At 65.6% G+C, this 19,460-nt stretch carries 15 protein-coding genes and 4 pseudogenes; 9 read left to right on the top strand and 10 right to left on the bottom strand.

All coding sequences use genetic code 11. The features are described from left to right. Position 1 precedes the first annotated feature (1 nt). Positions 2-577: a hypothetical protein gene (locus EZM51_RS03195; RefSeq protein WP_169053773.1), complete on the bottom strand. Its 576-nt coding sequence runs from the start codon at positions 575-577 to the stop codon at positions 2-4. Between the two features lie 164 nt (positions 578-741). On the opposite strand from EZM51_RS03195, the pseudogene EZM51_RS03190 reads away from it, so the two are divergent. Then, positions 742-1,994, top strand: a pseudogene (locus EZM51_RS03190) (IS256 family transposase). Between the two features lie 273 nt (positions 1,995-2,267). Here EZM51_RS03190 and EZM51_RS03185 read toward each other — a convergent pair. Then, entirely contained in the window at positions 2,268-2,888 is a 621-nt protein-coding gene (locus tag EZM51_RS03185; RefSeq protein ID WP_136706754.1) for a hypothetical protein, read from the bottom strand. Between the two features lie 287 nt (positions 2,889-3,175). After that, entirely contained in the window at positions 3,176-3,658 is a 483-nt protein-coding gene (locus tag EZM51_RS03180; protein ID WP_282568127.1) for an Imm26 family immunity protein, read from the bottom strand. 145 nt (positions 3,659-3,803) lie between these two features. Between EZM51_RS03180 and EZM51_RS03170 the strand changes: the two are divergent. Further along, positions 3,804-4,608 (top strand): annotated as a pseudogene (locus tag EZM51_RS03170) (IS5 family transposase); the annotation flags it as partial. Positions 4,609-4,643: 35 nt separating this feature from the next. On the opposite strand, the gene EZM51_RS03165 reads toward EZM51_RS03170, so the two are convergent. From EZM51_RS03165 to EZM51_RS03155, 3 genes are read right to left on the bottom strand one after another with little or no spacing between them, the layout of a single operon-like run. After that, positions 4,644-5,198: a barstar family protein gene (locus tag EZM51_RS03165; RefSeq protein ID WP_136706750.1), complete on the bottom strand. Its 555-nt coding sequence runs from the start codon at positions 5,196-5,198 to the stop codon at positions 4,644-4,646. Beyond that, the gene (locus tag EZM51_RS03160; protein ID WP_169053771.1) at positions 5,179-6,153 is read right to left on the bottom strand and encodes an RHS repeat-associated core domain-containing protein; all 975 of its coding nucleotides are present in this window, start codon (positions 6,151-6,153) and stop codon (positions 5,179-5,181) included. Before EZM51_RS03160 ends, EZM51_RS03165 begins: the two co-directional genes overlap by 20 nt. After that, positions 6,089-6,469, bottom strand: coding sequence for a hypothetical protein (locus EZM51_RS03155; RefSeq protein WP_136706748.1), 381 nt, complete (start codon positions 6,467-6,469; stop codon positions 6,089-6,091). The genes EZM51_RS03160 and EZM51_RS03155 overlap by 65 nt, the downstream gene beginning before the upstream one ends. Positions 6,470-6,543: 74 nt before the next feature. Here EZM51_RS03155 and EZM51_RS03150 point away from each other — a divergent pair. The 3 genes and pseudogenes from EZM51_RS03150 to EZM51_RS03140 form a co-directional block, all read left to right on the top strand. After that, positions 6,544-6,789: pseudogene (locus tag EZM51_RS03150) on the top strand (helix-turn-helix domain-containing protein); the annotation flags it as partial. 191 nt (positions 6,790-6,980) lie between these two features. Then, positions 6,981-7,307: a helix-turn-helix transcriptional regulator gene (locus EZM51_RS03145; RefSeq protein WP_136706746.1), complete on the top strand. Its 327-nt coding sequence runs from the start codon at positions 6,981-6,983 to the stop codon at positions 7,305-7,307. Next, positions 7,304-7,624, top strand: a complete 321-nt coding sequence (locus EZM51_RS03140; protein WP_136706745.1) for a hypothetical protein — start codon at positions 7,304-7,306, stop codon at positions 7,622-7,624. The genes EZM51_RS03145 and EZM51_RS03140 overlap by 4 nt, the downstream gene beginning before the upstream one ends. A gap of 13 nt (positions 7,625-7,637) precedes the next feature. On the opposite strand, the gene manA is transcribed toward EZM51_RS03140, so the two are convergent. Then, positions 7,638-8,882, bottom strand: a complete 1,245-nt coding sequence (manA, locus tag EZM51_RS03135) for a mannose-6-phosphate isomerase, class I (RefSeq protein ID WP_136706744.1) — start codon at positions 8,880-8,882, stop codon at positions 7,638-7,640. 126 nt (positions 8,883-9,008) lie between these two features. Beyond that, the gene (locus EZM51_RS03130) at positions 9,009-10,121 is read right to left on the bottom strand and encodes a glycosyltransferase family 2 protein (protein ID WP_169053770.1); all 1,113 of its coding nucleotides are present in this window, start codon (positions 10,119-10,121) and stop codon (positions 9,009-9,011) included. 218 nt (positions 10,122-10,339) lie between these two features. Between EZM51_RS03130 and EZM51_RS21000 the strand changes: the two genes are divergently transcribed. Next, positions 10,340-12,100, top strand: a complete 1,761-nt coding sequence (locus EZM51_RS21000; RefSeq protein ID WP_248305430.1) for a glycosyltransferase family 2 protein — start codon at positions 10,340-10,342, stop codon at positions 12,098-12,100. A gap of 52 nt (positions 12,101-12,152) precedes the next feature. Here EZM51_RS21000 and EZM51_RS03120 read toward each other — a convergent pair. After that, positions 12,153-13,031 (bottom strand): annotated as a pseudogene (locus EZM51_RS03120) (glycosyltransferase); the annotation flags it as partial. 160 nt (positions 13,032-13,191) lie between these two features. On the opposite strand from EZM51_RS03120, the gene EZM51_RS03115 reads away from it, so the two are divergent. Beyond that, on the top strand, positions 13,192-13,596 hold the full coding sequence (locus EZM51_RS03115; RefSeq protein ID WP_169053768.1) for a DapH/DapD/GlmU-related protein: 405 nt from the start codon (positions 13,192-13,194) through the stop codon (positions 13,594-13,596). A 6-nt stretch (positions 13,597-13,602) separates the two neighbouring features. On the opposite strand, the gene EZM51_RS03110 is transcribed toward EZM51_RS03115, so the two are convergent. Continuing rightward, positions 13,603-15,732, bottom strand: coding sequence for an acyltransferase family protein (locus EZM51_RS03110; protein WP_169053767.1), 2,130 nt, complete (start codon positions 15,730-15,732; stop codon positions 13,603-13,605). A 221-nt stretch (positions 15,733-15,953) separates the two neighbouring features. Between EZM51_RS03110 and EZM51_RS03105 the strand changes: the two genes are divergently transcribed. Further along, positions 15,954-17,339 (top strand): glycosyltransferase, encoded by a 1,386-nt coding sequence (locus EZM51_RS03105; RefSeq protein WP_169053766.1) that lies wholly within the window; start codon positions 15,954-15,956, stop codon positions 17,337-17,339. After that, the gene (locus EZM51_RS03100; RefSeq protein ID WP_169053765.1) at positions 17,299-19,452 is read left to right on the top strand and encodes an acyltransferase family protein; all 2,154 of its coding nucleotides are present in this window, start codon (positions 17,299-17,301) and stop codon (positions 19,450-19,452) included. Before EZM51_RS03105 ends, EZM51_RS03100 begins: the two co-directional genes overlap by 41 nt. The last annotated feature ends 8 nt before the right edge of the window (positions 19,453-19,460 follow it).

The following is a 19,460-nucleotide window of genomic DNA, read 5'->3' as shown; positions in this document are numbered from 1 at the left end:
ACTATCTTCTTCCACGTAGTTGGTCGATCTGCTGTTGAAATCCGCGTATCTCCTTCTCAAGATGATTAATTCGACCGCTGATGATCGACTCGCGAATCTCTGGAGTTGCGGCATTCTCGAGAAGGCCCCTGTTGTCGTAGGCATCAGGATTCGCGCGATAGGCATCAAGCTTGGCGACATGGGAGTCACGCTGATCCTCAAGGGACTTCAGAACCCTCTGTTCCGAAGCCGATAGGCCGTTCCCCTCGGCCGCACCGCCGTTTCCGCCAGCTGAGTTGCGGTTCATGACCTGCATGCTGCTGTCGGTTTGGGCGTGCTGGATCAGGCTCGAGCCGGCAATGCCTACCGCGGTAGCTCCGGCAGCCACGAGCGCGACAGATGCTGCGGCGGCGGGACCACCAGCGAGGCAGCCGACGCCGCTGAGGCACACCGCGCCACCGCCCGCAGTTCCGCCGACCCCGCCGAGGATGCCGAGCAGGCCGAGCAGCAGCGCGGTGACCTCCTCTGGATGGCTGAGAATGGCGTTGCCGAGCGAAGCCAGCGCGTTGACGACGTCCGCCGTGTTGTTCAGCGTCAACTGCCACAGCACCTCCGACGCGAACAAGCCTGCGGAGCTCGCCTGCTGCCACCACCCAGCACTTCCAGACGACGAGCCAGTGACCGGCGGGTCGACCGTTTCTGATCGGGACTGTCTGATTTTCGGTGTTTCTGGGTCGGCCTGACCGGAAGGAACAGGCCGTGATGGACACGACCGAGATGATCGATCCCGTGACGGGAGAGATCATCGATGAGCAGCAGCTCGCGGAGCAGCTGCTCAGGCAGGCGAAGGAGCAGGGGTCGATCTGATCGGCCCGGATGGGCTGCTGAACGGGTTGACGAAGCGGGTGCTGGAGTCCGCGCTCGAGGTCGAGATGAGCGAGCATCTCGGCCGCGACAAGCACCAGCCGGCCGCGGGTGGCAATGTCCGCAACGGCACAAGGTCGAAGACCGTGCTCACCGAGGTGGGGCCGGTGCAGATCGACGTGCCGCGGGACCGGGCGGGCTCGTTCGAGCCGCAGATCGTGAAGAAGCGGCAACGCCGCCTGGACGGGGTCGACGAGATCGTGCTGTCGCTGACGGCGCGCGGGTTGACGACCGGGGAGGTCGCGGCGCACTTCGACGACGTGTACGGCGCGAGCGTGTCGAAGGACACGATCAGTCGGATCACGGACAAGGTCGTCGACGAGATGACCGAGTGGATGAACCGGCCGCTGGACCGCGTGTACCCGGTGGTGTTCATCGACGCCCTCGTCGTGAAGGTCCGCGACGGGCAGGTGCGGAACAAGCCGTTCTACATCGCCGTCGGCGTCACCGTGAACGGTGAACGCGACATCCTCGGCATCTGGGCCGGCGACGGCGGCGAGGGCGCGAAGTTCTGGCTCGGCGTGCTGACCGAGATCAAGAACCGCGGCGTCGAGGACGTCTGCATCGCCGTCTGCGACGGGCTGAAGGGTCTGCCGGAATCGATCAACACGGCCTGGCCGCTCGCGATCGTGCAGACCTGCATCATCCATTTGATCCGGGGCACGTTCCGCTTCGCGTCCCGCGCGGACTGGGAAGAGCTCGGCAAAGACCTCCGGCCGGTGTACACGGCACCGACCGAGGCCGCTGCGCAGGCCCGGTTCGCGGAGTTCGACGAGAAGTGGGGCGGCCGCTACCCGGCGATCACGAAGCTCTGGCAATCCGTGTGGAGTGAGTTCGTGCCGTTCCTGGACTGGGACGTCGAGATCCGTCGGATCGTGTGCTCGACCAATGCGATCGAGTCGCTCAACGCCCGCTACCGCCGCGCCGTCAGGGCGCGCGGTCACTTCCCCAACGACGCGGCCGCACTGAAGTGCCTCTACCTCGTGACCCGCTCACTTGACCCGACCGGGCGCGGCAGGGCACGCTGGGCCACGAGATGGAAGCCGGCACTGAACGCGTTCGCGATCGCCTTCGAAGGCCGCATCAACTAATGACCGCCGACCCAGAAACACCGTTCATCGGACAGACCCCTGTCCACATCGGCCCCAGTCTACAACACTTGCGCTATACAACGTGCATGTTGTGAGGCCCAGCATCGCGGCTCCCACGGTCATCGCGTCTGATCACCCCGGTACCTCACGAGCGCACTCTCTGCGCCCCTCGCACCGATGGGCTCACGAAGCTCGCACCGATAGACGCTGGGGCGCGGCGAAAAGACGACCCTTCCAAGAAATCAAGTCTCCGAACACGCCGGGGCGGCTCAGTCAGAGAATGTCGCCGGCTTCACCCGTTAATAGCGACTCAGTCTCGACCGCCATACCTTCCACCCCACTGTAATCAACGGAGGAATGGAATGCCTCGAAAGCCGCGCGGATCGCCTTGTCCTCCCGATCTTTCTGGACCACCGCCTGGCCGTTCTTCTCGACGAGGTAGGCGTGGAGTTGATCCGAGTAGCCATCAGCGGCGTCCGCGGATAGGGGCCCAGCTGCCAACGCCGATTTCGCTTGACGAAGGATATCGATCGGGGCTGTGCCCATCGACTCGACGCCGAGCGCCGCGTCGATGATTGCCATCGCGACGAGACGGTGGGCTTCGATCTCACTTTCGCGAAAACCTCGAAAGTACGCGCTGATCAGAACATCCCTTAGGCGTGTCATCGGGGCTTCACCCCGAACTGATTCATCACAGACTTGCAGACACTGCAAGGGGCTTTCATTAGACCACGCCCGGGCGGCGTCGCGCCCACGGCGCGGGTATCGATCACCGCACCCCGCGACGCCCCTTCCTTGATTGAGAGCCGTGTTCATACATTCGATCTCAGCGCACTGTCCGAAGATGCGCATCTTCTGGAACCGCGTGGGTACGTTGGCGAGTGCGTCGCTCATAGATGGATGCAACACACGTGATGAGCCGGACTGCCCGAAGATTGGGGCACCAAGCGACGCTTGAGTACGTGTGGTGGTGGAACAACCAGCGACTGCACGGCGAGCTCGACCTGCGCACCCCGATCGGGGTCGAGCAGGCGTATTGCGCTGACCAGGAGTCAGCCCAGCCGGCGCCCGCCGGACAAGGACACCGATAGGAACAAAACCCAGGCCGAATCAGAATTCGACCTCGATCCGGATCCTTCCAACCTCGCCCCCACTTTGTGACGAAGAGCCCCATATCGCGATCAGTCCGCGGCGGCACGAGGGATGCCGACTGCGTCGCTGACAATGTCGTCGATGGTGCGAAAGCTCTGAAGACCGTACTCGCCGACAGGGCCCACGGGTTTAGAGATCCGATTGCTCATCTCATCGAAGAACGCCCCGGTCACTGCTTCATCAGAGAAGCAGTGCATGGGAAGAAGTTCGACCTCATCTCCCGAGATGTTCTCGACGTTCCGGAAGTATCCGCGCGTCCACGGGAGTCGGTTCGTCAGGATCGGCCGAACGAGCAACCGATCGGGCCGTAGTGCATCCTTCGGTATGTCGTCGGGAGAAGCAGCAGCGTAGTCGAAGATGTAGATGAGGACCGCCGGTTTGGCTCCAGCTGCTCGCGTCCAACGCGCATCAGTCCTCACGACCATTCCGATTCGGAATGATTCGTCAGGGAGCTGAAACACGAATACGTCACCTGGTCTTGGAGCCCGTCTTGAGGGCTGAAGGACGCGCATATTGGGGGTCGGATTCACTTCGGATACCCGTTCGTCACTAACCATCGTTCACCCCAGTCGACAGCATCCTGATACCAGCCATGGTTAGGGGAGATACTGTGAATCTTGTTCTGGAATGCGCCGCCTTCTCGCACGGTACCACCTGCGTCGGAGTCGTCCGTGGCGTGATCACCGTCAGGTGGTCGAGGGGATCATCTTCCGGTACCGGACGGGCCTGCCGTGGCGGGACCTGACGGAGCGGTTCGGGCCGTGGCAGACGGTGTGGAAGCGGCACCGGCGGTTCTCGGTGGATGGCACCTGGGACCGGATCCTCGCGACCCTGTTGACCGCTGCGGACACTGTCGGTGACATCGACTGGGTGGTCTGCGTGGACTCCACGATCGTCCGTGCTCACCAGCACGCGACCCGGTTCCCGCGTGTCACAGGGGGATCTGTCGAATCACAAGAATCCCCGCACCGAACCGCCCGATCACGCCGTCGGACGGTCCCGTGGTGGCCTGTCCACGAAGATCCATCACGTCGTCGACGGGCGACGGCGCCCCCTTGCGATCCTCGTCGGTCCCGGGCAGGGGGCGGACTCGCCTTTGTTCCTGCCTCTCCTGGACCATGTGCGGGTGTTCCGCCCAGACGTCGGTCGGCCCCGCACCAAACCGGCGGCGGTGTTGGCGGATCGGGCGTACTCATCCCGAGCGATCCGCGCTGAATTGCGCCGACGCCGAATCCAGGCGGTGATCCCAGAGAAGCGCGACCAGCAAGCCAACCGGCGCCGCCGCGGCTCAGCCGGCGGCCGCCCAGTCAGCTACGACCGGGACACGTACAAACGCCGGCACACGGTCGAGTGTGCGTTCAACCTCATGAAGGAACGGCGGGGCCTTGCCACGCGGTATGACCGGCACGCGGTCATCTTCCGCGGCGGCGTCGTCCTCGCCGCGATCCCCGCCTGGCTCTGACGCCAACATCCGACGTGAGCGGTCGACTGGCGCGGTCAAGAGCGCATCGTGGATGAGTTCGAGGGACGACTCGGGTTCAGCCACTCTGCGTCGTTCCAAAGTACGGGATCGGCCCCGACCGCATCGAAGCTGATTCGGGGGTCGTTGCTCTGCACCAGGCAGATCATCCTCCGTCCGAGCAACGCCGCGACACGAGAATGCTTCGCGAGGAGGTCAAGAACGACCTGCGCGGGCCGCGGGCGTCTCGCGGCGAACGCGTCATATCCGGTGAACACCAACACAAGGCCTGTTGCGTGGGGATTCCACCCATACCCTTGGCTTACAACGTCACGCAAGCAATCGTTCAGCGCGTCGAGGTTGTGGCCGTAATAATCAGGGAAACTCAGTGCCTGAGCGACATCCCGATGAAGATCCGCCTCGGCAGACCAGGACGACGCGTCCAGAACGGTGATCTGATATCCGTGCTCTGCGAGCCACGCAGACGTCTCCTCCAAGACATGTGGTCGATAGAACAAGGTGACTGGGGTGTTCCACAGCAGGCGGAAGCCAAGATCGTGGCCAAGATCCTCTTCAGGGTCGAACGCACTCACACTTGGACCTTACAAGCGGGCGACTTGGGAGACGGCCCCTAATGGGACTGTTGCCGGCGTAGGCGTATGCGTTCCACTGTTGCGGGTCGTTGAGGTCGAGGATCGGGTCGATGCTGATGAACCCGCCCACGGCTTCGTCGTAGTAGCGGGCGCCGACCTGGGTGAGCCCGGTCGCCTCGTCACGGGTCTTCCCGAGGAACTGGCTATCGCCTGGGATTGTCGAGGCGTTCGAGGTGCCGCGGGTGGCGCCGAAGGGGTCGGTGTAGAGCCGGTTGATCGGGGTGGTGGTGGGGTGGCCGCCGTTCGGGATCGCGGCGACCGGGGTGCCGTGATGGTCGGTAACCAACGATGTCACCCCGTCGCCGAGGCCCCGGTCGGTGCGCACCGCGACCGTCCCGCCGGCGAACCCGTAGTACCTGGTGGCCTTCACTGTCCCGGTCAATGAGATATGGATCTCTTGCCCGCCCGCGTACACGGTCGTCCCGGTGGGATCGGTGCGGACGATCCGGTTCCCGTCGGCGTCGTACACGTTCGACGTGTCACCGGCCGTGATGAGTTCGCCCTCGGCATCCCACGTGTATCCCGTGGTCACCCCGCCGGCCTCGACGCTGGTGCGGTTCCCGGCCGTGTCGTACCCGTACGTCGTGGGCACACCCGCCACGGTGGCGCTCGTGACCGCGTGCGGGCCCGCCGCGCCCGCGCCGTGCGCGTACGTCGTCGTGGTCGCGGTGCCGTCAGCGGTGGTCGTGGTCTGCTTCGTGCGGTTGCCGAGGACGTCGTACGTGTAGTTCGTCCAGTACGGCGCCGCACCACCCATCCCAACAGCGGACGGCGCCCGGGTGCAGTCGCCGTCGCCGGCCGTCCACGCGGTCTGCAGGCGGGCGAGACCGTCATAGCCGAAGCACTGGTTGTCCTGCGATGCCGCACCGATGAGATCTGGGCCTGGTCGGGGCATCCGTGATGCTCGTGACATTCCCGGCCTGGTCGTACGTGTAGCGCAGGTCGAGTTCGGTGCCGTTGATGCGTTCGCGGTCCAGGCTGATCCCAGACAACCGCTTCGTGCCATCCTCGTACCGGTACGACACGACAGCGCCGTACGTGTTCCCGAGATCGGCCAGCAACGGGCGGCCGTCGGCAGCGAACCGGGATGCCGCGACATACGTGCCCCACCCGAAGCCGCCGCTCATCCACGACGGCATCGACGACGCGGCGTCGTAGACCGTGGTCACGGTCTCCGCGCCGAGGATCGTCTTCCCGGCAGCATCCTTCACAGCCGGGTAGGTGAGCTTCGCGGTCTGCCCATCGACCGTGTACTCGACCTCGGCGCTCAGGGTGCGGGACCCTCATGTCGCCGCGCACGTTCGCGCGCCGGTTCCGCGCCGAGACCGACACCACGCCCAACGCATGGCTCAACCGCCAGCGACTGCTGCGCGCCCAGCAACTGCTCGAGGAGACATCCCTCACCCTCGAAGAGATCGCCCGCGAGACCGGCTTCGGCGCCGCCGCCGTCATGCGGCACCACTTCCTCAACGTGCTGCAGACCACGCCCACCCAGTACCGGCGGCTGTTCGGTGTGCGGGCGGCCGGCTGAGCCGTCTGGGCGCGACCAGCGGATTACAGTTGACGGACGCCGCAGCCACGCCCCGGGCAAGGTGACATCCCTCCAGTCCGCCCACCGAGAGCGAGCCAACCCCGGATGTCACCTCCTCACGCAGCAGACCCAGAAGCATCCGGTGGCTTGCGCTCGTTGCGCGCTATCTCGATATAGATAGAATAATGCCCATGGAGCCGCTATCGCGTGTCACAGACGCCACCGTTGATGTGCTTCGCGCCTTGCGCGCCGGTGGCAGCAACGTGTGGGGGTTGCAGGTGATCAAGGAGTCCGGTCGTGCTCCGGGCACGGTGTACCCGGTGCTGGAACGTCTGGAACGGGCCGGGTGGGTCACGTCCGAGTGGGAGCACGACGACGCCCGGCCTGGACCCCGTCGCCGCCTGTACGAGTTCACCTCCGAGGGTGCGAGTGCCGCTGTCGAGTTGCTCGCCGAACGCGACATCCAGCGAGCTTTGCGCAGTCGCACTGCTCCCCGAACAGACGGGCGCCTGGCATGAACAGGATCTGGCGGCTGGTGATCTTCGTGGCGTCGTTTCTCGTCGATGCTGAGAGCCGCGCGCGCCACCGCGAACAGTGGCTCGCCGACTTGGAAGGCGCGGCAGAGGCCGACATCGCCCCATCGGGCGTGGCCTTCGGCGCCCTGCGCACGGTCCCGTCAATCAATCCGACCAGAGGAGCAAGCATGCCCATCAAGCCCATCGGACCACTCGCCATCGCCCTGAAGCACACGAACCCCGGACGGCGGCAGGTTGCCGTCATCGCGGTACTCGCGGCCACGCTCCTGGCTGTCGGAATCGTGCTCCTCGTCGTGTAGCAGCGCTCCGCGCTCAGGCCGCGCCGGCGCCCGTCGTCGCGACCCACGCGATCCCGTCGCCGGTGATCACGAGTTCGCGCTCCTCGGGCGTCACGTAGACCGCCGCACCGCGCCCGAGGCTCGCAGCGCCGATGTCGCCCCGTATCTGCAGCGCGCCACCCTCGGCGACCACGATTGCGGGGCCGTCGATCGCGACCCGCGCGGCATCCGCCCTCGCTTCCGCCCGGTATAGCACGAAGTCGGGCACATCGGGACGGAACGCGACGACGCCCCGCCCGACCGGCTCGGGCGCCAGTCGCGGCGCGTCGAGCGGCGTGAAGTCGAGCACGTCGACGAGCTCCGTGACGTCGATGTGCTTGGGCGTGAGTCCGCCGCGCAGCACGTTGTCGCTCTCGGCCATGAGTTCGATGCCGAGGCCGTCGAGGTAGGCGTGGATGTTGCCTGCCGCGAGGTACAACGCCTCCCCGCGGTGCAGCCGCACCCGGTTGAGCAGCAGCGAGATCACGACGCCCGGGTCGCCGGGATACGTCTCGGCCAGCGAACGCACCGTCTCGAACGACAGCGCGTACGGGGAACGTCGTGCTTCGTCGGATGCCGCGAGCGCCGTCACCCGCTCGACGACCCACGAGGCCTCCCCCGTGTCACCACCCCGACCGTCGCGGAGCAGCCACTCGACGGTGTCGCGCAGCGGATCGGCGCCGGTCAGGTGCGCCTCGAGCAGGTCGAGGGCGCCGGACTCGGGCGATGCGGACGCGGCATCCGCTGCTCTGAGCACCTCGAGCACACCGCGCACCTCATCGAGCGGGCGGAACCCCGACAGCGCGTCGAAGGTCTCACTGAGGGCGACGATGAGCTCGGGCTTGTGGTGCTGGTCGCGGTAGTTGCGGTCGTACGCGTCGATGGGCACGCCGTCGGCCTCCTCGCGCGCGAATCCCGCCCGCGCCTGCTCGGTCGTGGGGTGGGCCTGCAGCGACAGCGGCCCCGCCGCGGCGAGCAGCTTCAGGAGGAACGGCAGTCGGGCGCCATGCGCCGCGAGCTCGGGGCCGAGCGCGCGCTCGGGTTCGGCGGCGATCCAGTCCGCCAGGTCGGCATGGCCGACGGATGCCTCGTCGACGACCTTCGCGGGCGAACCGGGGTGCGCCCCCAGCCAGAGCTCGGCCTCAGGCCTGCCCGACGGCGGCAGTCCCCGGAACTGCGCGATCGCACTCGTGGACCCCCACGCGTAGTCGCGGGGAGTGTTGTCGATCGCTACGAACATGCCGGATGGTCCCTTCCCAGACGCTGCGACAACGCTACCAACGGGTTCGTGGCCGGCCGGCGTCGCCGCAAGCTCCCGGGCGGCGAGCAACCGCATCGCCACAAGCGCGACACCACTTCCCCTTCGTCACGGCCGCGGCCGGCCTCGATCCGCGAACGCCCGGAGCTCCCTCGGCGCAGCCCTGAAACGAGCAATCGGTATCGCCGCGTCCGGGTCGCCCCAGAAGGGCAGCTCGACGTACGCCACGCCGTCGATCTCGGTGAGCGGATGCCGCAGCAGATCGAGCCCTCCCCGCTCGATGTACGCACGCGCGCGAGCACGATCTCCCCGCAACACCAGTTCGTAGAGCACCTTCGATTCGGCGGGCACGTCCTGCCAAACGGGGTCATCGACGTCGGGTGCGAGCACGGCCAGACCATCGCGCAGTGCCGCGAATGCCTCTTCGCTCATCCCGGGCAGTTCGGATGTCGCGATGGCCGCGTCGTTGGAGAGGTACTGCGCGAGCCGCGCCCGGCGAACCCCTTCGCCGGCCTCGACTTCGAGCACGTCGAGGGCGCCGAGCGCCGTCGCGAATCGGTCGCGCACCTGGTGCGGGCGCACGCCCTGCTGCGTCATCGAGCTGCCGTCGTCGCGGATGCGCCACGACACCGTCTTCCGAGCGAGCACGTCGAACGCCCTCGCCCGCGCGTAGGCCCGGGCGCTGACGAGCTGGTCCTGGAAATGCCCTCCCTCGGGGAACCGAAGTTCCGCGCGCTTCCAGAACTCCGTGCGGTAGAGCTTCGTCCACTGCACGGCGTTCACGAGGATCGACGGATACGCCTCGAGGCTCACACCGAGCCGATCGGTCGCATGCGCCTCGTCGATCCAGAACGCGGCGGGTGTACGGCGCCGCCCCGTGAACCGGTCGTAGCATCCGACCGCGAAGTCCGACCCGCTGCGTTCGAGGCTGCCGACGAGGTCGCGGTAGGCGCCGGCGAGGAGCACGTCGTCCCCGTCCAGAAACGTCAGGTACTCCCCCGTTGCGTGTTGGATGCCGAAGTTCCGGGATGCATTCGGGTCCGAGAAATCGACGCGCAGGAGCTTCACACGCGAGTCGCGCCGGGCCCAACGAGAGACCCGTGCCACAGTCGCGTCCCGCGAAGCGTCGTCGAGCACGATGAGTCGCACACGCCAATGACCCTGGGCGAGCACGGATCGGATGCTCGTGTCGACATATCTCTCGACGTCCCTGACCGGCATGATCACATCCACCCATCCGGTTCCCCTTGAGTCGTCGGGAACTCGGGCGGCCAGTTGCCGACCCACGAGCATGCGGATCGGAGCGAGAGCCTTGGACAGGGCCGTGCGCGCCTCACCGAGCCACACTCGTCGCCTGCCCATTCGTGGTTCCCCTCGCTCGGCCCGCTTCACGGTACCTCAGGACGGACCACGGTCCGGCCCGACGTACAATCATGCGGATGCATTCTGAAACGGAGACCCCTGTCCTCTCGGTCGTCATTCCGACCCACAATGTGCGGTCATGGGTCCGAGAGACGCTCGGGTCGGTGCTCTCTCAAGACATCGATCACATGGAGGTCATCGTCGTCGACGACCACTCGACCGACGACACGGTTGCCGTGGTTCGCGAGGTGGCCGATGCAGATCCGCGGGTTCGGCTCATCGAGGCGACGGTGCGTGGCGGCGGATCCGCACGCAATACGGGGATCGAACATGCGCGAGGGCGCTATCTCATCTTCTGCGACGGCGACGACCTGGTTCCCGACGGTGCATACCGGGCGCTGGTCGAAAGCCTGGAGGCTTCTGGATCGGACATCGCGTTCGGCGACTACCTGAAGTTCTCCCCGAACGACACCTGGCGCCCGACTGCGAACTGGCCTGCCTATCAGCAGGCCCGGCAGCGATTCAGCGTCGCCGAAGCACCTTCGCTGCTCTACGGCCGCGCATGCTGGAACAAGGCGTTCCGCCGCTCCTTCTGGGATTCGCTCGACCTCGTGTTCCCGGACGTCCCACGGTCGAACGACATCGTTCCGATGACCACGGCCTACCTTCGAGCCGGCACCGTCGACATGGTGCAAGAAGTCGTCTACCTCTATCGCGAGCGCCAGGGCACAAGTTCCATGACCGCGAAGTCGGACTCCGCCACCGCGTTCGCGAGTTATTTGGAACAGGAGCTGACCTGCGCGGAACTCATCGCGGCTGCCGGTTCCACGACGCTCGCAAGAGCTTACGAATCACTGGTCCACGATCGAGACGGGTGGGTCCACCTCACGAAGTTCCTGCGCTCAATGTCGAACATCGGATCGCGGGATGTCGAGGTCATCGACGCGCTCCGACGACTCCTCGACCGGGTGGAGCGCACCCGCCGCGTCCAGCCGAATGCCAAGCGTATCCTCTTCGCACTCACCGTCGACGGATCGATCCAGGCTGCGGCGGCCCTTGCACGCATCACGACGGGACCGCGACAGCCGATCGGTGCTGAGCTTCAGGACTGGATCACGTTCCTTCGCGCCCAGTCTTCGGCCGGCCGCGAAATGTTGCGAGAGGAACCTTGGCTCGCCCGCTTGGTCGCCGAAGTCCTCGCCACCGCAGTGCTGTCGGGGTCCGCGGAATCCGACAACGACGCAGTCGAGCTCGCCCTGCTCGCCTCCCGTCAAGATCCTGACGTTCTGCACGACGCGGTCGAACTGGCGCCAGGAGTCGCCTCGGACGATCCGCAGTTGCTCGCACGATTCGAGGAAGCGCGCACCGTTGCGCCCACCATTGTCAAGTTTTCATCGGGCAAGAGCATCGAGATCTTCCTCGAGACATCCCGAGCTTCACCATCACTCAGCCCTGTATTGTTCGAGCCCCGGTCCGGTCGGATCTTCGATCCCGATCATCTCACGAGGGCCGAAGGGAGGTACGTCGCCGCGTTCAGGCGGCGGTCACTTCCGGCCGGGCTGAAATTGATCGTCGCGCTTCGCGAACGAGAGGGTCACCGCCTTCACACCGCGCGGCTTCGCGCCAGCCTGCCCGACTACAGTCGCTTCGACCATTTCACCGTGATCCGTCGCCGAGACACTCTCGAACTCGCGCGCCGGAGACACTGGATCAGTCGCGCGGCGAGGAAAGCAGGTCGCCTCCTTGGGCAACGACTTCGTCCCTCTCCGTCATCGCGAGCCGGCCGAGCAGCGCGTCATATTGCCTTGAGATGGCCCAAGGCGACATCCGCCGGTTGAACTCGTCGAACGATGACCTCGGCGGTCGAGCCTCGAGCGCGACGGTTATGCTCCGGGCGAGCGACTCCACGGGGCGAAGCGTGTCGAAGTGGTGAACCCACTCCTCGCTTGCGAACTGCGTCGTGAGGTGCGGTTCCCCCGGTAGTACGACCGGCACTTCGAACGCGGAAGCCAGATGCACGCTCCCCGAGTTGAGGATGCTGCGATACGGGAACACCGCCAGATCAGCGGCGCCGAACCAAGTCGCGATCTCGTCGTCGTGGACGTACCCGTAGTGCGAGACGACAGTCACCGAGTCAGGGAGCGCTGCGCCGATGGCAAGCCTCGCTTCCTCATCCGCCGAACCGGCGAGAAGGAGCGTTGGCGCGTCACCGCGCTCGGCCAACAACGCCATCGCGGCGAGGAGCACATCCAGACCCTTATACGGCCGCATCTGGCCCAGGAAGAGGACCGCGGGCCGATCGAGATCAGCGCCGAGTCGACGTCGGGCCTCTTCCCTTGCGACCGGTGCGCCGTATACACCGACGAAGCTCGGATGCGGGATGACATGCACTCGCTCGGTCGGCAGTTCGCAGATCGGCCGGAGCACGTCGACGGTGGCCGGGGCCATGACATGGATCGCATCAGACGAGCGCGCAAGCAAGCGGGTGAGTTCGATCTCGACGTCCCGGTACTCGAGCTCGTGTGGAAGCTGGTTGTGGACAGTCCAGATGAGCTTGACTCCGCCCGATCGGAGACGTTCCAAGAGCGCAGCGAAGTCGGCGAGCGCGGCGCGGGCCTCCGCTTCGCTTGCCTCGCGCTGCACGAGTGGAGCGGTCCAATGGACGTGGAGAACATCGCCGGCAGCTAGTTGGTGTGCCGCCCGGTACAGTGAAGCCGGTGCGGCGACCCCCTCGAACCTTCTCCCCGAGGCCCTCGGCGCGAGGCTCATGAGGTTGAGGTAAGGATTGTCTCTCCAAGCGGGGAACACGAGAACTCGTTGCAGATTGCGCACGACAGGCAATCGTAACTGTCCGCAGCGGGGATCAGACTTGCGCCAGAATTGGCCGATGACCCCTAGCATCGGCATCGACTGCCGGATCGACTCCCGCGTGGAACTGCTCGGAGAGATCACCATCGGCGACCGGACCACCATCTACCGGGGCGGGGAACTGCTCGGCCCGATCAATATCGGCAGTGAGGTCTTCATCAACAGGGACGTGTATATTCGGCCGAACTGCACTATCGGCGACCGCGTGAACCTCGGCCCGTTCGTACGTCTGATCAGCGACACTCATGCGATCGCAGGCCACTCCAAGCGGGCCGGCGCGGTGCGGCACGACCCGATCGTCGTCGGCGACGGTACTTGGATCGGCGCTGGCGCGATCGTCGTCGGCGGTGTGACCATCGGGTCCGGAGCGGTCATCGCCGCCGGAGCGGTGGTGGCCGCGGACGTTCCCGACGACATGCTCGTCGGAGGGACGCCCGCCCGGGTCATCCGTCGGCTCGATACCTGACGCGTCTCAGCCGTTCGCCTCAGATGCGCCGATGAGCCCCTGCTCGCGCAGGCGATCCGCCATGAGTCCCGATGTGGAGGCCGCGAACGTGTTCGACAGGTGCGATCGGTCCCGATAGACCTTGACGTGTCCGGCGACCGTCCAACATCGGTCCGAGTCGCAGATGGCATCGGTGAGGTCGATACCGTGAGCACCGGCCAGCGCAGACGCCTGCAGGAACATCTCATCGTGGTCGCTGAGCACATCCGCGCGCGCGCGGGCGCACTCGTCGACCGCGTCCACGCCACGTCGTTCGACGCACGCCAGATTCTCGTCGCTCGATTTCGGGTAGTCACGAACGACGACGACGTCCGTGCCTGCGTCGATCAGCGGTGTCCACGCCTTACTCAGGGCGGCTCTGGCAGCTTCGGAAGACGCCTCTCCATCAGGGCCGGCCCACGCGCTCGCTCCATGCGCTGACGTCATAATCCAGGTGAGGCTCGGCCCTGCCAAAATGTCAGCCTGCACGTTCTGAACCCACTCAGCGCATTCATCCGCAAGCCATGGTTCAGTGCCGATTCGCTGCGGTGATGCGAACTGGCACCCGTTCTTGTACCAGACGCGAAGTTCCCAGCCCTGCTCGAGTGCGATCCGCTCAAGTGCCGGAAACCAGGCGATTGCGTGGGAGTTGCCGACAAGTCCGATTCTGGTGTCGGCACCGATGGCGCCGTATGCGCACATTCGAGCATCGGCGTGGTACCGCTTCACGGCGCATTCCAGTTCGGGGAGCTGCAGATCGTCCGCTGGGGAGCCGAGCGGCACGACCTGTTCGCCGAGTTCAGGGGCCCGGCACGCGGGATCGCCCGCCAGCACGGCACGCGCCCCGAAGCAGTCGAGACCTTCACCGGCCATCACCGCAACTTCGTCACGCTCGACGGCCTCGACCGTCCGGACCGAGACCAATGACGCAACGGCCGCCACCAGCACGATCGTGAACGCGACGACGAGCAGGAGGTTGGCTCTTCTCCGAACACCCACGTGGCCGGACCGTGACGCTTGCATAACCGGTCGCTCCAGCCATTTCGATGTCACCCAGGCGAGCAGGATCGCAGCGAGGATCACGACGAGTCCGGACTTCCAACCGAGGTGTTCTTGGCCGAGGAGCCAGCGAGCGGCGATCAGGAGTGGCCAGTGCCACAGGTAGATGGCGAACGCGAAGCTCCCCATCCAGACAAGAACCCGCTGGTTCAGCATCGCGTTCGCCGCAAGCGAGTCACCCTTCTGACCCGATAGGAGGATGAGCGCCGCTGAAAGGGTCGGCCAGAGCGCGGCCGCCCCGGGGAAGGCGGACTCCACGGGCATGAACGCGGCACAGGTGATCACCCCTGCAAGCCCGAGCCACGCCATGCCGATCCGTACGCGGCGATCGATCACGACTCGCGGCAGCACGAGCGCTACTCCGGCACCGATTCCGAACTCCCAGACCCGGGTGAGGGGGCTGAAGTATGCGAATGCCTGATCATTCGACGTCTGGTGCATCGACCATGCGAACGAAGTCACCGCAAGAACCGCGACGAGGATTCCGACTGAGCGCCGAATGTCGAGGCCGTATCGTCGTGCCAGGCTGACGGCAGCGATCACAACGACCAGCCAGATGAGGTAGAACTGCCCCTGCACCGACATCGCCCAGAATTGCTGGACGGGCGATTTGGGCTCAGTCTGGCCCAGGTAGTCGATCGACTGGAAGGCCAGAAAGACGTTCTCAAGAGACAGGAGGGACGCGATGACCTGCTCGAACGTCGACCCCCTGGCGCCTCGGCCGAGCACGAACCACGTGATCAGCATCGTCGCGGTGAGCACCATCAACGTCATCGGTGCGAGCCGCTGGGCGAGCCTGGCCAGGTAGGCCCTGACGCGTACCGTGCCATAGCGACGGATATGGCCGAGCAGCGTCAGAGTGATGAAGTATCCCGAAACGACGAAGAAGACATCGACACCGCCCGAAACCTTGCTGCCCCAGATGTGGAAACCTGCGACGAGGAGTGCGGTGACCGCCCTGAGCCCCTCGACGTCGATGCGGAACGCCGCTCGGGGGGGTAGGTCGTCGCGAGCTTCGGGCAACTCTGTGCTTGCCCGCATTCGGGTTTCGGACGTCATACGGGCCTCAGGTAACGCGGTCGAGCTCTCGAGTCTGGACCTGAATGGTAAGCGTAGCCGGTCACATGGCCGAACCTGCAACTCCGGCGTGGCCACACCATCGCCGGCACCAGACTGCCAACCGACCTCCTCGCCCGTGGGCACCGGGAGCAGGCCGCAGTCTGAACCGTATACTGAGCCACATTGCCGACCACACTCCCCGCGCATCCGACCAGGTCCTGATGAGCATCGCACCCGACCCGCAACAGCTCGTTTCGATCATCATCCCGTCGCATCGATCGGCGAAATGGCTTCCCGAATGCCTCGATTCGGTTCGGGCCCTCACCTACCCATCCTGGGAGGCGGTTGTCGTCATCGATGGCACCGCGGACGAGTCGGAGTCGATCGCGAGGGGGTACGCAGACGTCGAGGGAAGGTTCCGCGTGGTCGTCATTCCGCACGGCGGCCCTGGTGCCGCGCGCAACGCCGGGTTGGACGCGTCTGTCGGGGAATACGTGTTCTTTCTGGACTCGGATGACATCATCACCGTGGATGCGCTCGACATCCTCTGCAATGCTGCGATGACGAACGATGTCGACATCGTGGCGGGGATCGGTGAGGACACCACACCCGACGGGACAACCACCGTGTACTGGACGCAACGGTCCCAGCTCCATCGTTCGGGCGTTGCTGTGGCCGACTTGGAATCGGCACCCGAGTTCCTTGCAGATCATGTCGTCTGGAACAAGCTCTACCGACGCAGACTCCTCGATGAGGTTCGCCTTCGGTTCCCGACCGGCGTCCACTGCGAGGACCTCGTCTTCTCCGCGCGAGCATCCCTCGCCGCACGCCGAATCAGCGTTGTACCACGGGTGGTGTATCGCCATCGACGCCACGAGGGCGCGATCTCGACCGATTACCTCCGAGCAACCACGCTCGTGGACTGGATGTCGCAGTCAGAACTCGTTCTCGACACCGTGTCCCAGCTCGCATCGACTGACCTGCGCGATTACCACTTCGTCAACTTCTGCCGGCAATGGTGGTCGCGCGCGCGGTCGTTCGACCGCATGGCGGACCGGGCGACCCTCCTCGCGTTCGAACGGTTCACCGCTCGTTCTGTTCGTGCCCGCCTCTCGCCGAGCACTGAAATTCGCGACCTGGTCAGATCTGCCATCGATTTCGTCGCTGGGTCGGGACTGAGCCGATACTGGTCCGCCGTGGGATCCGGACACAACCCGTTCGACGATGACGATCGATCAGTTGCCTCCCGGGCGGACCTCGCGATTCGCGCTACGAATCTCCTGGACCCCGCAGACCCGGTGTGCCGACGCATGGCGGTGGCTCTTCTCTCCGAGGCGGTTCTCGACCCCATCGCCTCCGGGGCAATGCGAGCTGACGCCGAATCGGAGGTGAACGCACTCGCTGCCGCTGCCCAGGTCATCGACCGATTGGGCGTCCCCGAACTCGCGACCCGACTCGGTCCGGATGCAGCGCACAACGGTCGCGGACTCGTGGATCAATACATCGCCAGGCGAAGATCTTGGCTGCGCACGAAGAACCCCCGTCAGGCGAGGACGAATGGGACTCGTGAGACAGTCGGCACACAATGCGCTCACCCTTGTAGGTGAGCCGCCGCCCCAGGCGATCTGGAGGCAGGGGTTAGACTCCGTTCTCGTGTCTCAACTGATTTCGGGGTCGGCAACCATGGGGGCAACCCCCCGTGGTGACCAGCGCCGACTGGAGATCGAGGGACTCCGTACCGTCGCCGCACTCCTCGTCGCGAGCTACCACATCTGGTTCAACCGAGTCTCGGGTGGCGTCGACGTCTTCTTCGTCATCACAGGGTTCCTGATCACGCTGACGCTCGCCGGCCATATCCGTCGGAACGACCGAATTGCGCCAGTTGCCTATCTCGGTCGACTCGCACGGCGGATCTGGCCCGGTGCCGCCCTGGTCCTGTTGGCCGTGCTCGCCATGACGGTGACGATCGCGCCCGAACCGCTTCGGCCACGGAACTTCGCGGAGACGCTGGCGTCGGCCCTCTACCTAGAGAACTGGTTCCTCTCGATCAACGCCGTCGACTATCTGAACGCCCAGGACCCGCACACCCCGGTCCAGCATTTCTGGGCGATGTCGCTCCAAGGCCAGTTCTACGTCATCTGGTTGCTCGTCGCAGTCGGTGCGTGGTGGGCAGCGCGTCGCTTGAGGTCGTCGTTCCGCGTCGTCTTCGCCATTCTCATCGCTGCGGTCGCCGTGTCTTCGTTCGTGTGGTCACTGTGGCACACCGCCGCGCAACAACCCGCAGCGTACTTCAGCACGACGACAAGGCTTTGGGAATTCGGCGTCGGTGCGCTCATCGCCCTGGCCGGCTCTCGCATCGTGCTTCGGGGAACGCCTGCGGCGATTGCGTCGTGGGTCGGTCTCGTCGGCCTCGTCACGTGTGGCATCGTCCTCCCGGTCGGTGGGGCGTTCCCCGGCACAGCGGCGCTGTGGCCCGTCGCCTGCGCCGCTCTCCTGCTCATCTCGTCCCGCTCGAACGAGCGAGCATGGGCCGCCACCCGCGTGCTTGCTCTGCGCCCCTTTGTCTGGCTCGGCGGAATGGCGTTCGGTATCTACCTCTGGCACTGGCCCGTCCTGGTGGGGTACCGCTACCTTCGCGGCGAGCAGGCCCAGCCCGGCTGGCTCGCCGGCTCCGTGATGATCGCGGCGGCCATCGTCCTCGCGATCCTCACGCACTACGCCGTCGAGCGGCGCGTGACCGGGGGATGGCACTCGCAGCGTGCTCGAGCGTCGATCGCCTCGGTGCTCATCGCCTCATGGGTTGCGATCAGCGCGAGCGCTGGCGCAGGTCTGGTGCAGGCCGAACGACTGGCAGCCGAGGCATCGATGGAGTCGACCACAATCGCCGCCGCGGCGGGACACTGCTTCGGCGTCGGCGCGACCGACCATGCGGGCGACTGCGATGACATCGTCGAGACGCTTCCGCTCGTCCCCGATCGAGCAGCACTCCTGAGCGACACCGGTGGAGCCTATGCCTGCTACACGCCGTCGGACTCCGACGTTCTGCGAACGTGCACGTTCGGCTCGGGCGGCACGCGGGTCGCCCTGATCGGAAACTCGCACGCGGCGATGTTCTCACCCGGTCTCGCAGATCGCGTCGATGAACTGGGCTGGACGCTCGACGTGATGGTGGGGAACGGCTGCGTTTGGGCGGCCGTGCGTGCGAGCGACTCCAGCCTCTCACCGCGCTGCGCAACACGACTGCTGCAGACCGAGGATCGCCTCTTCGGCGTCGGATACGATCTCGTGATCTTCGCCGGCGGACGCGGCTCGGCGAGCGCCACCGCCGACGAGATCCGATCGATCGCATTGAATTGGGAATCACTTCAGCAGACGGGCGCCCGCGTGCTCGTCCTCGAAGACAATCCCAGAATCGGCCAGGCCGGGCGAGATTGCATCCTCGCGGCGACCGAGGCGTCACTGAGATCAGGGGATTGCGACGTCACCAGGGTCGACGGTCTCGCGATCGTCGACCGGTATGCGGCCGCCGCCGCGGTGAACGGTGACGTCGCCATCGTTCCGACCGTCGACCTTTACTGTCACGACGATGTCTGCCCGGCGACGATCGGCGGCGTGATCGTGTACCGAGATGAGCATCATGTCACCGCCACGTACACAGCGTCGACGATCGACACCGTCGTCGAGCGCATCGACGCAGCCCTGGCCGGTTCCGGACGTTAGCGTGGAGC

The sequence above is a fragment of the Agromyces sp. H66 genome, assembly GCF_004959775.1.
Lineage (GTDB): Bacteria > Actinomycetota > Actinomycetes > Actinomycetales > Microbacteriaceae > Agromyces.
The sequence above is the reverse complement of the archived record's forward strand: the minus strand, read 5'-3'. Positions and strand labels throughout refer to the sequence as shown.

What these genes read in the sequence shown, in the direction of transcription:
- EZM51_RS03185 (WP_136706754.1), bottom strand. Translation starts at nt 2,888, where the DNA reads ATGAGCGACGCACTCGCCAACGTACCCACGCGGTTCCAGAAGATGCGC.
- EZM51_RS03180 (WP_282568127.1), bottom strand. Translation starts at nt 3,658, where the DNA reads ATGCGCGTCCTTCAGCCCTCAAGACGGGCTCCAAGACCAGGTGACGTA.
- EZM51_RS03160 (WP_169053771.1), bottom strand. Translation starts at nt 6,153, where the DNA reads ATGCCCCGACCAGGCCCAGATCTCATCGGTGCGGCATCGCAGGACAAC.
- EZM51_RS03145 (WP_136706746.1), top strand. Translation starts at nt 6,981, where the DNA reads ATGGAGCCGCTATCGCGTGTCACAGACGCCACCGTTGATGTGCTTCGC.
- EZM51_RS03140 (WP_136706745.1), top strand. Translation starts at nt 7,304, where the DNA reads ATGAACAGGATCTGGCGGCTGGTGATCTTCGTGGCGTCGTTTCTCGTC.
- manA (WP_136706744.1), bottom strand. Translation starts at nt 8,882, where the DNA reads ATGTTCGTAGCGATCGACAACACTCCCCGCGACTACGCGTGGGGGTCC.
- EZM51_RS03130 (WP_169053770.1), bottom strand. Translation starts at nt 10,121, where the DNA reads ATGCCGGTCAGGGACGTCGAGAGATATGTCGACACGAGCATCCGATCC.
- EZM51_RS21000 (WP_248305430.1), top strand. Translation starts at nt 10,340, where the DNA reads ATGCATTCTGAAACGGAGACCCCTGTCCTCTCGGTCGTCATTCCGACC.
- EZM51_RS03110 (WP_169053767.1), bottom strand. Translation starts at nt 15,732, where the DNA reads ATGACGTCCGAAACCCGAATGCGGGCAAGCACAGAGTTGCCCGAAGCT.
- EZM51_RS03105 (WP_169053766.1), top strand. Translation starts at nt 15,954, where the DNA reads ATGAGCATCGCACCCGACCCGCAACAGCTCGTTTCGATCATCATCCCG.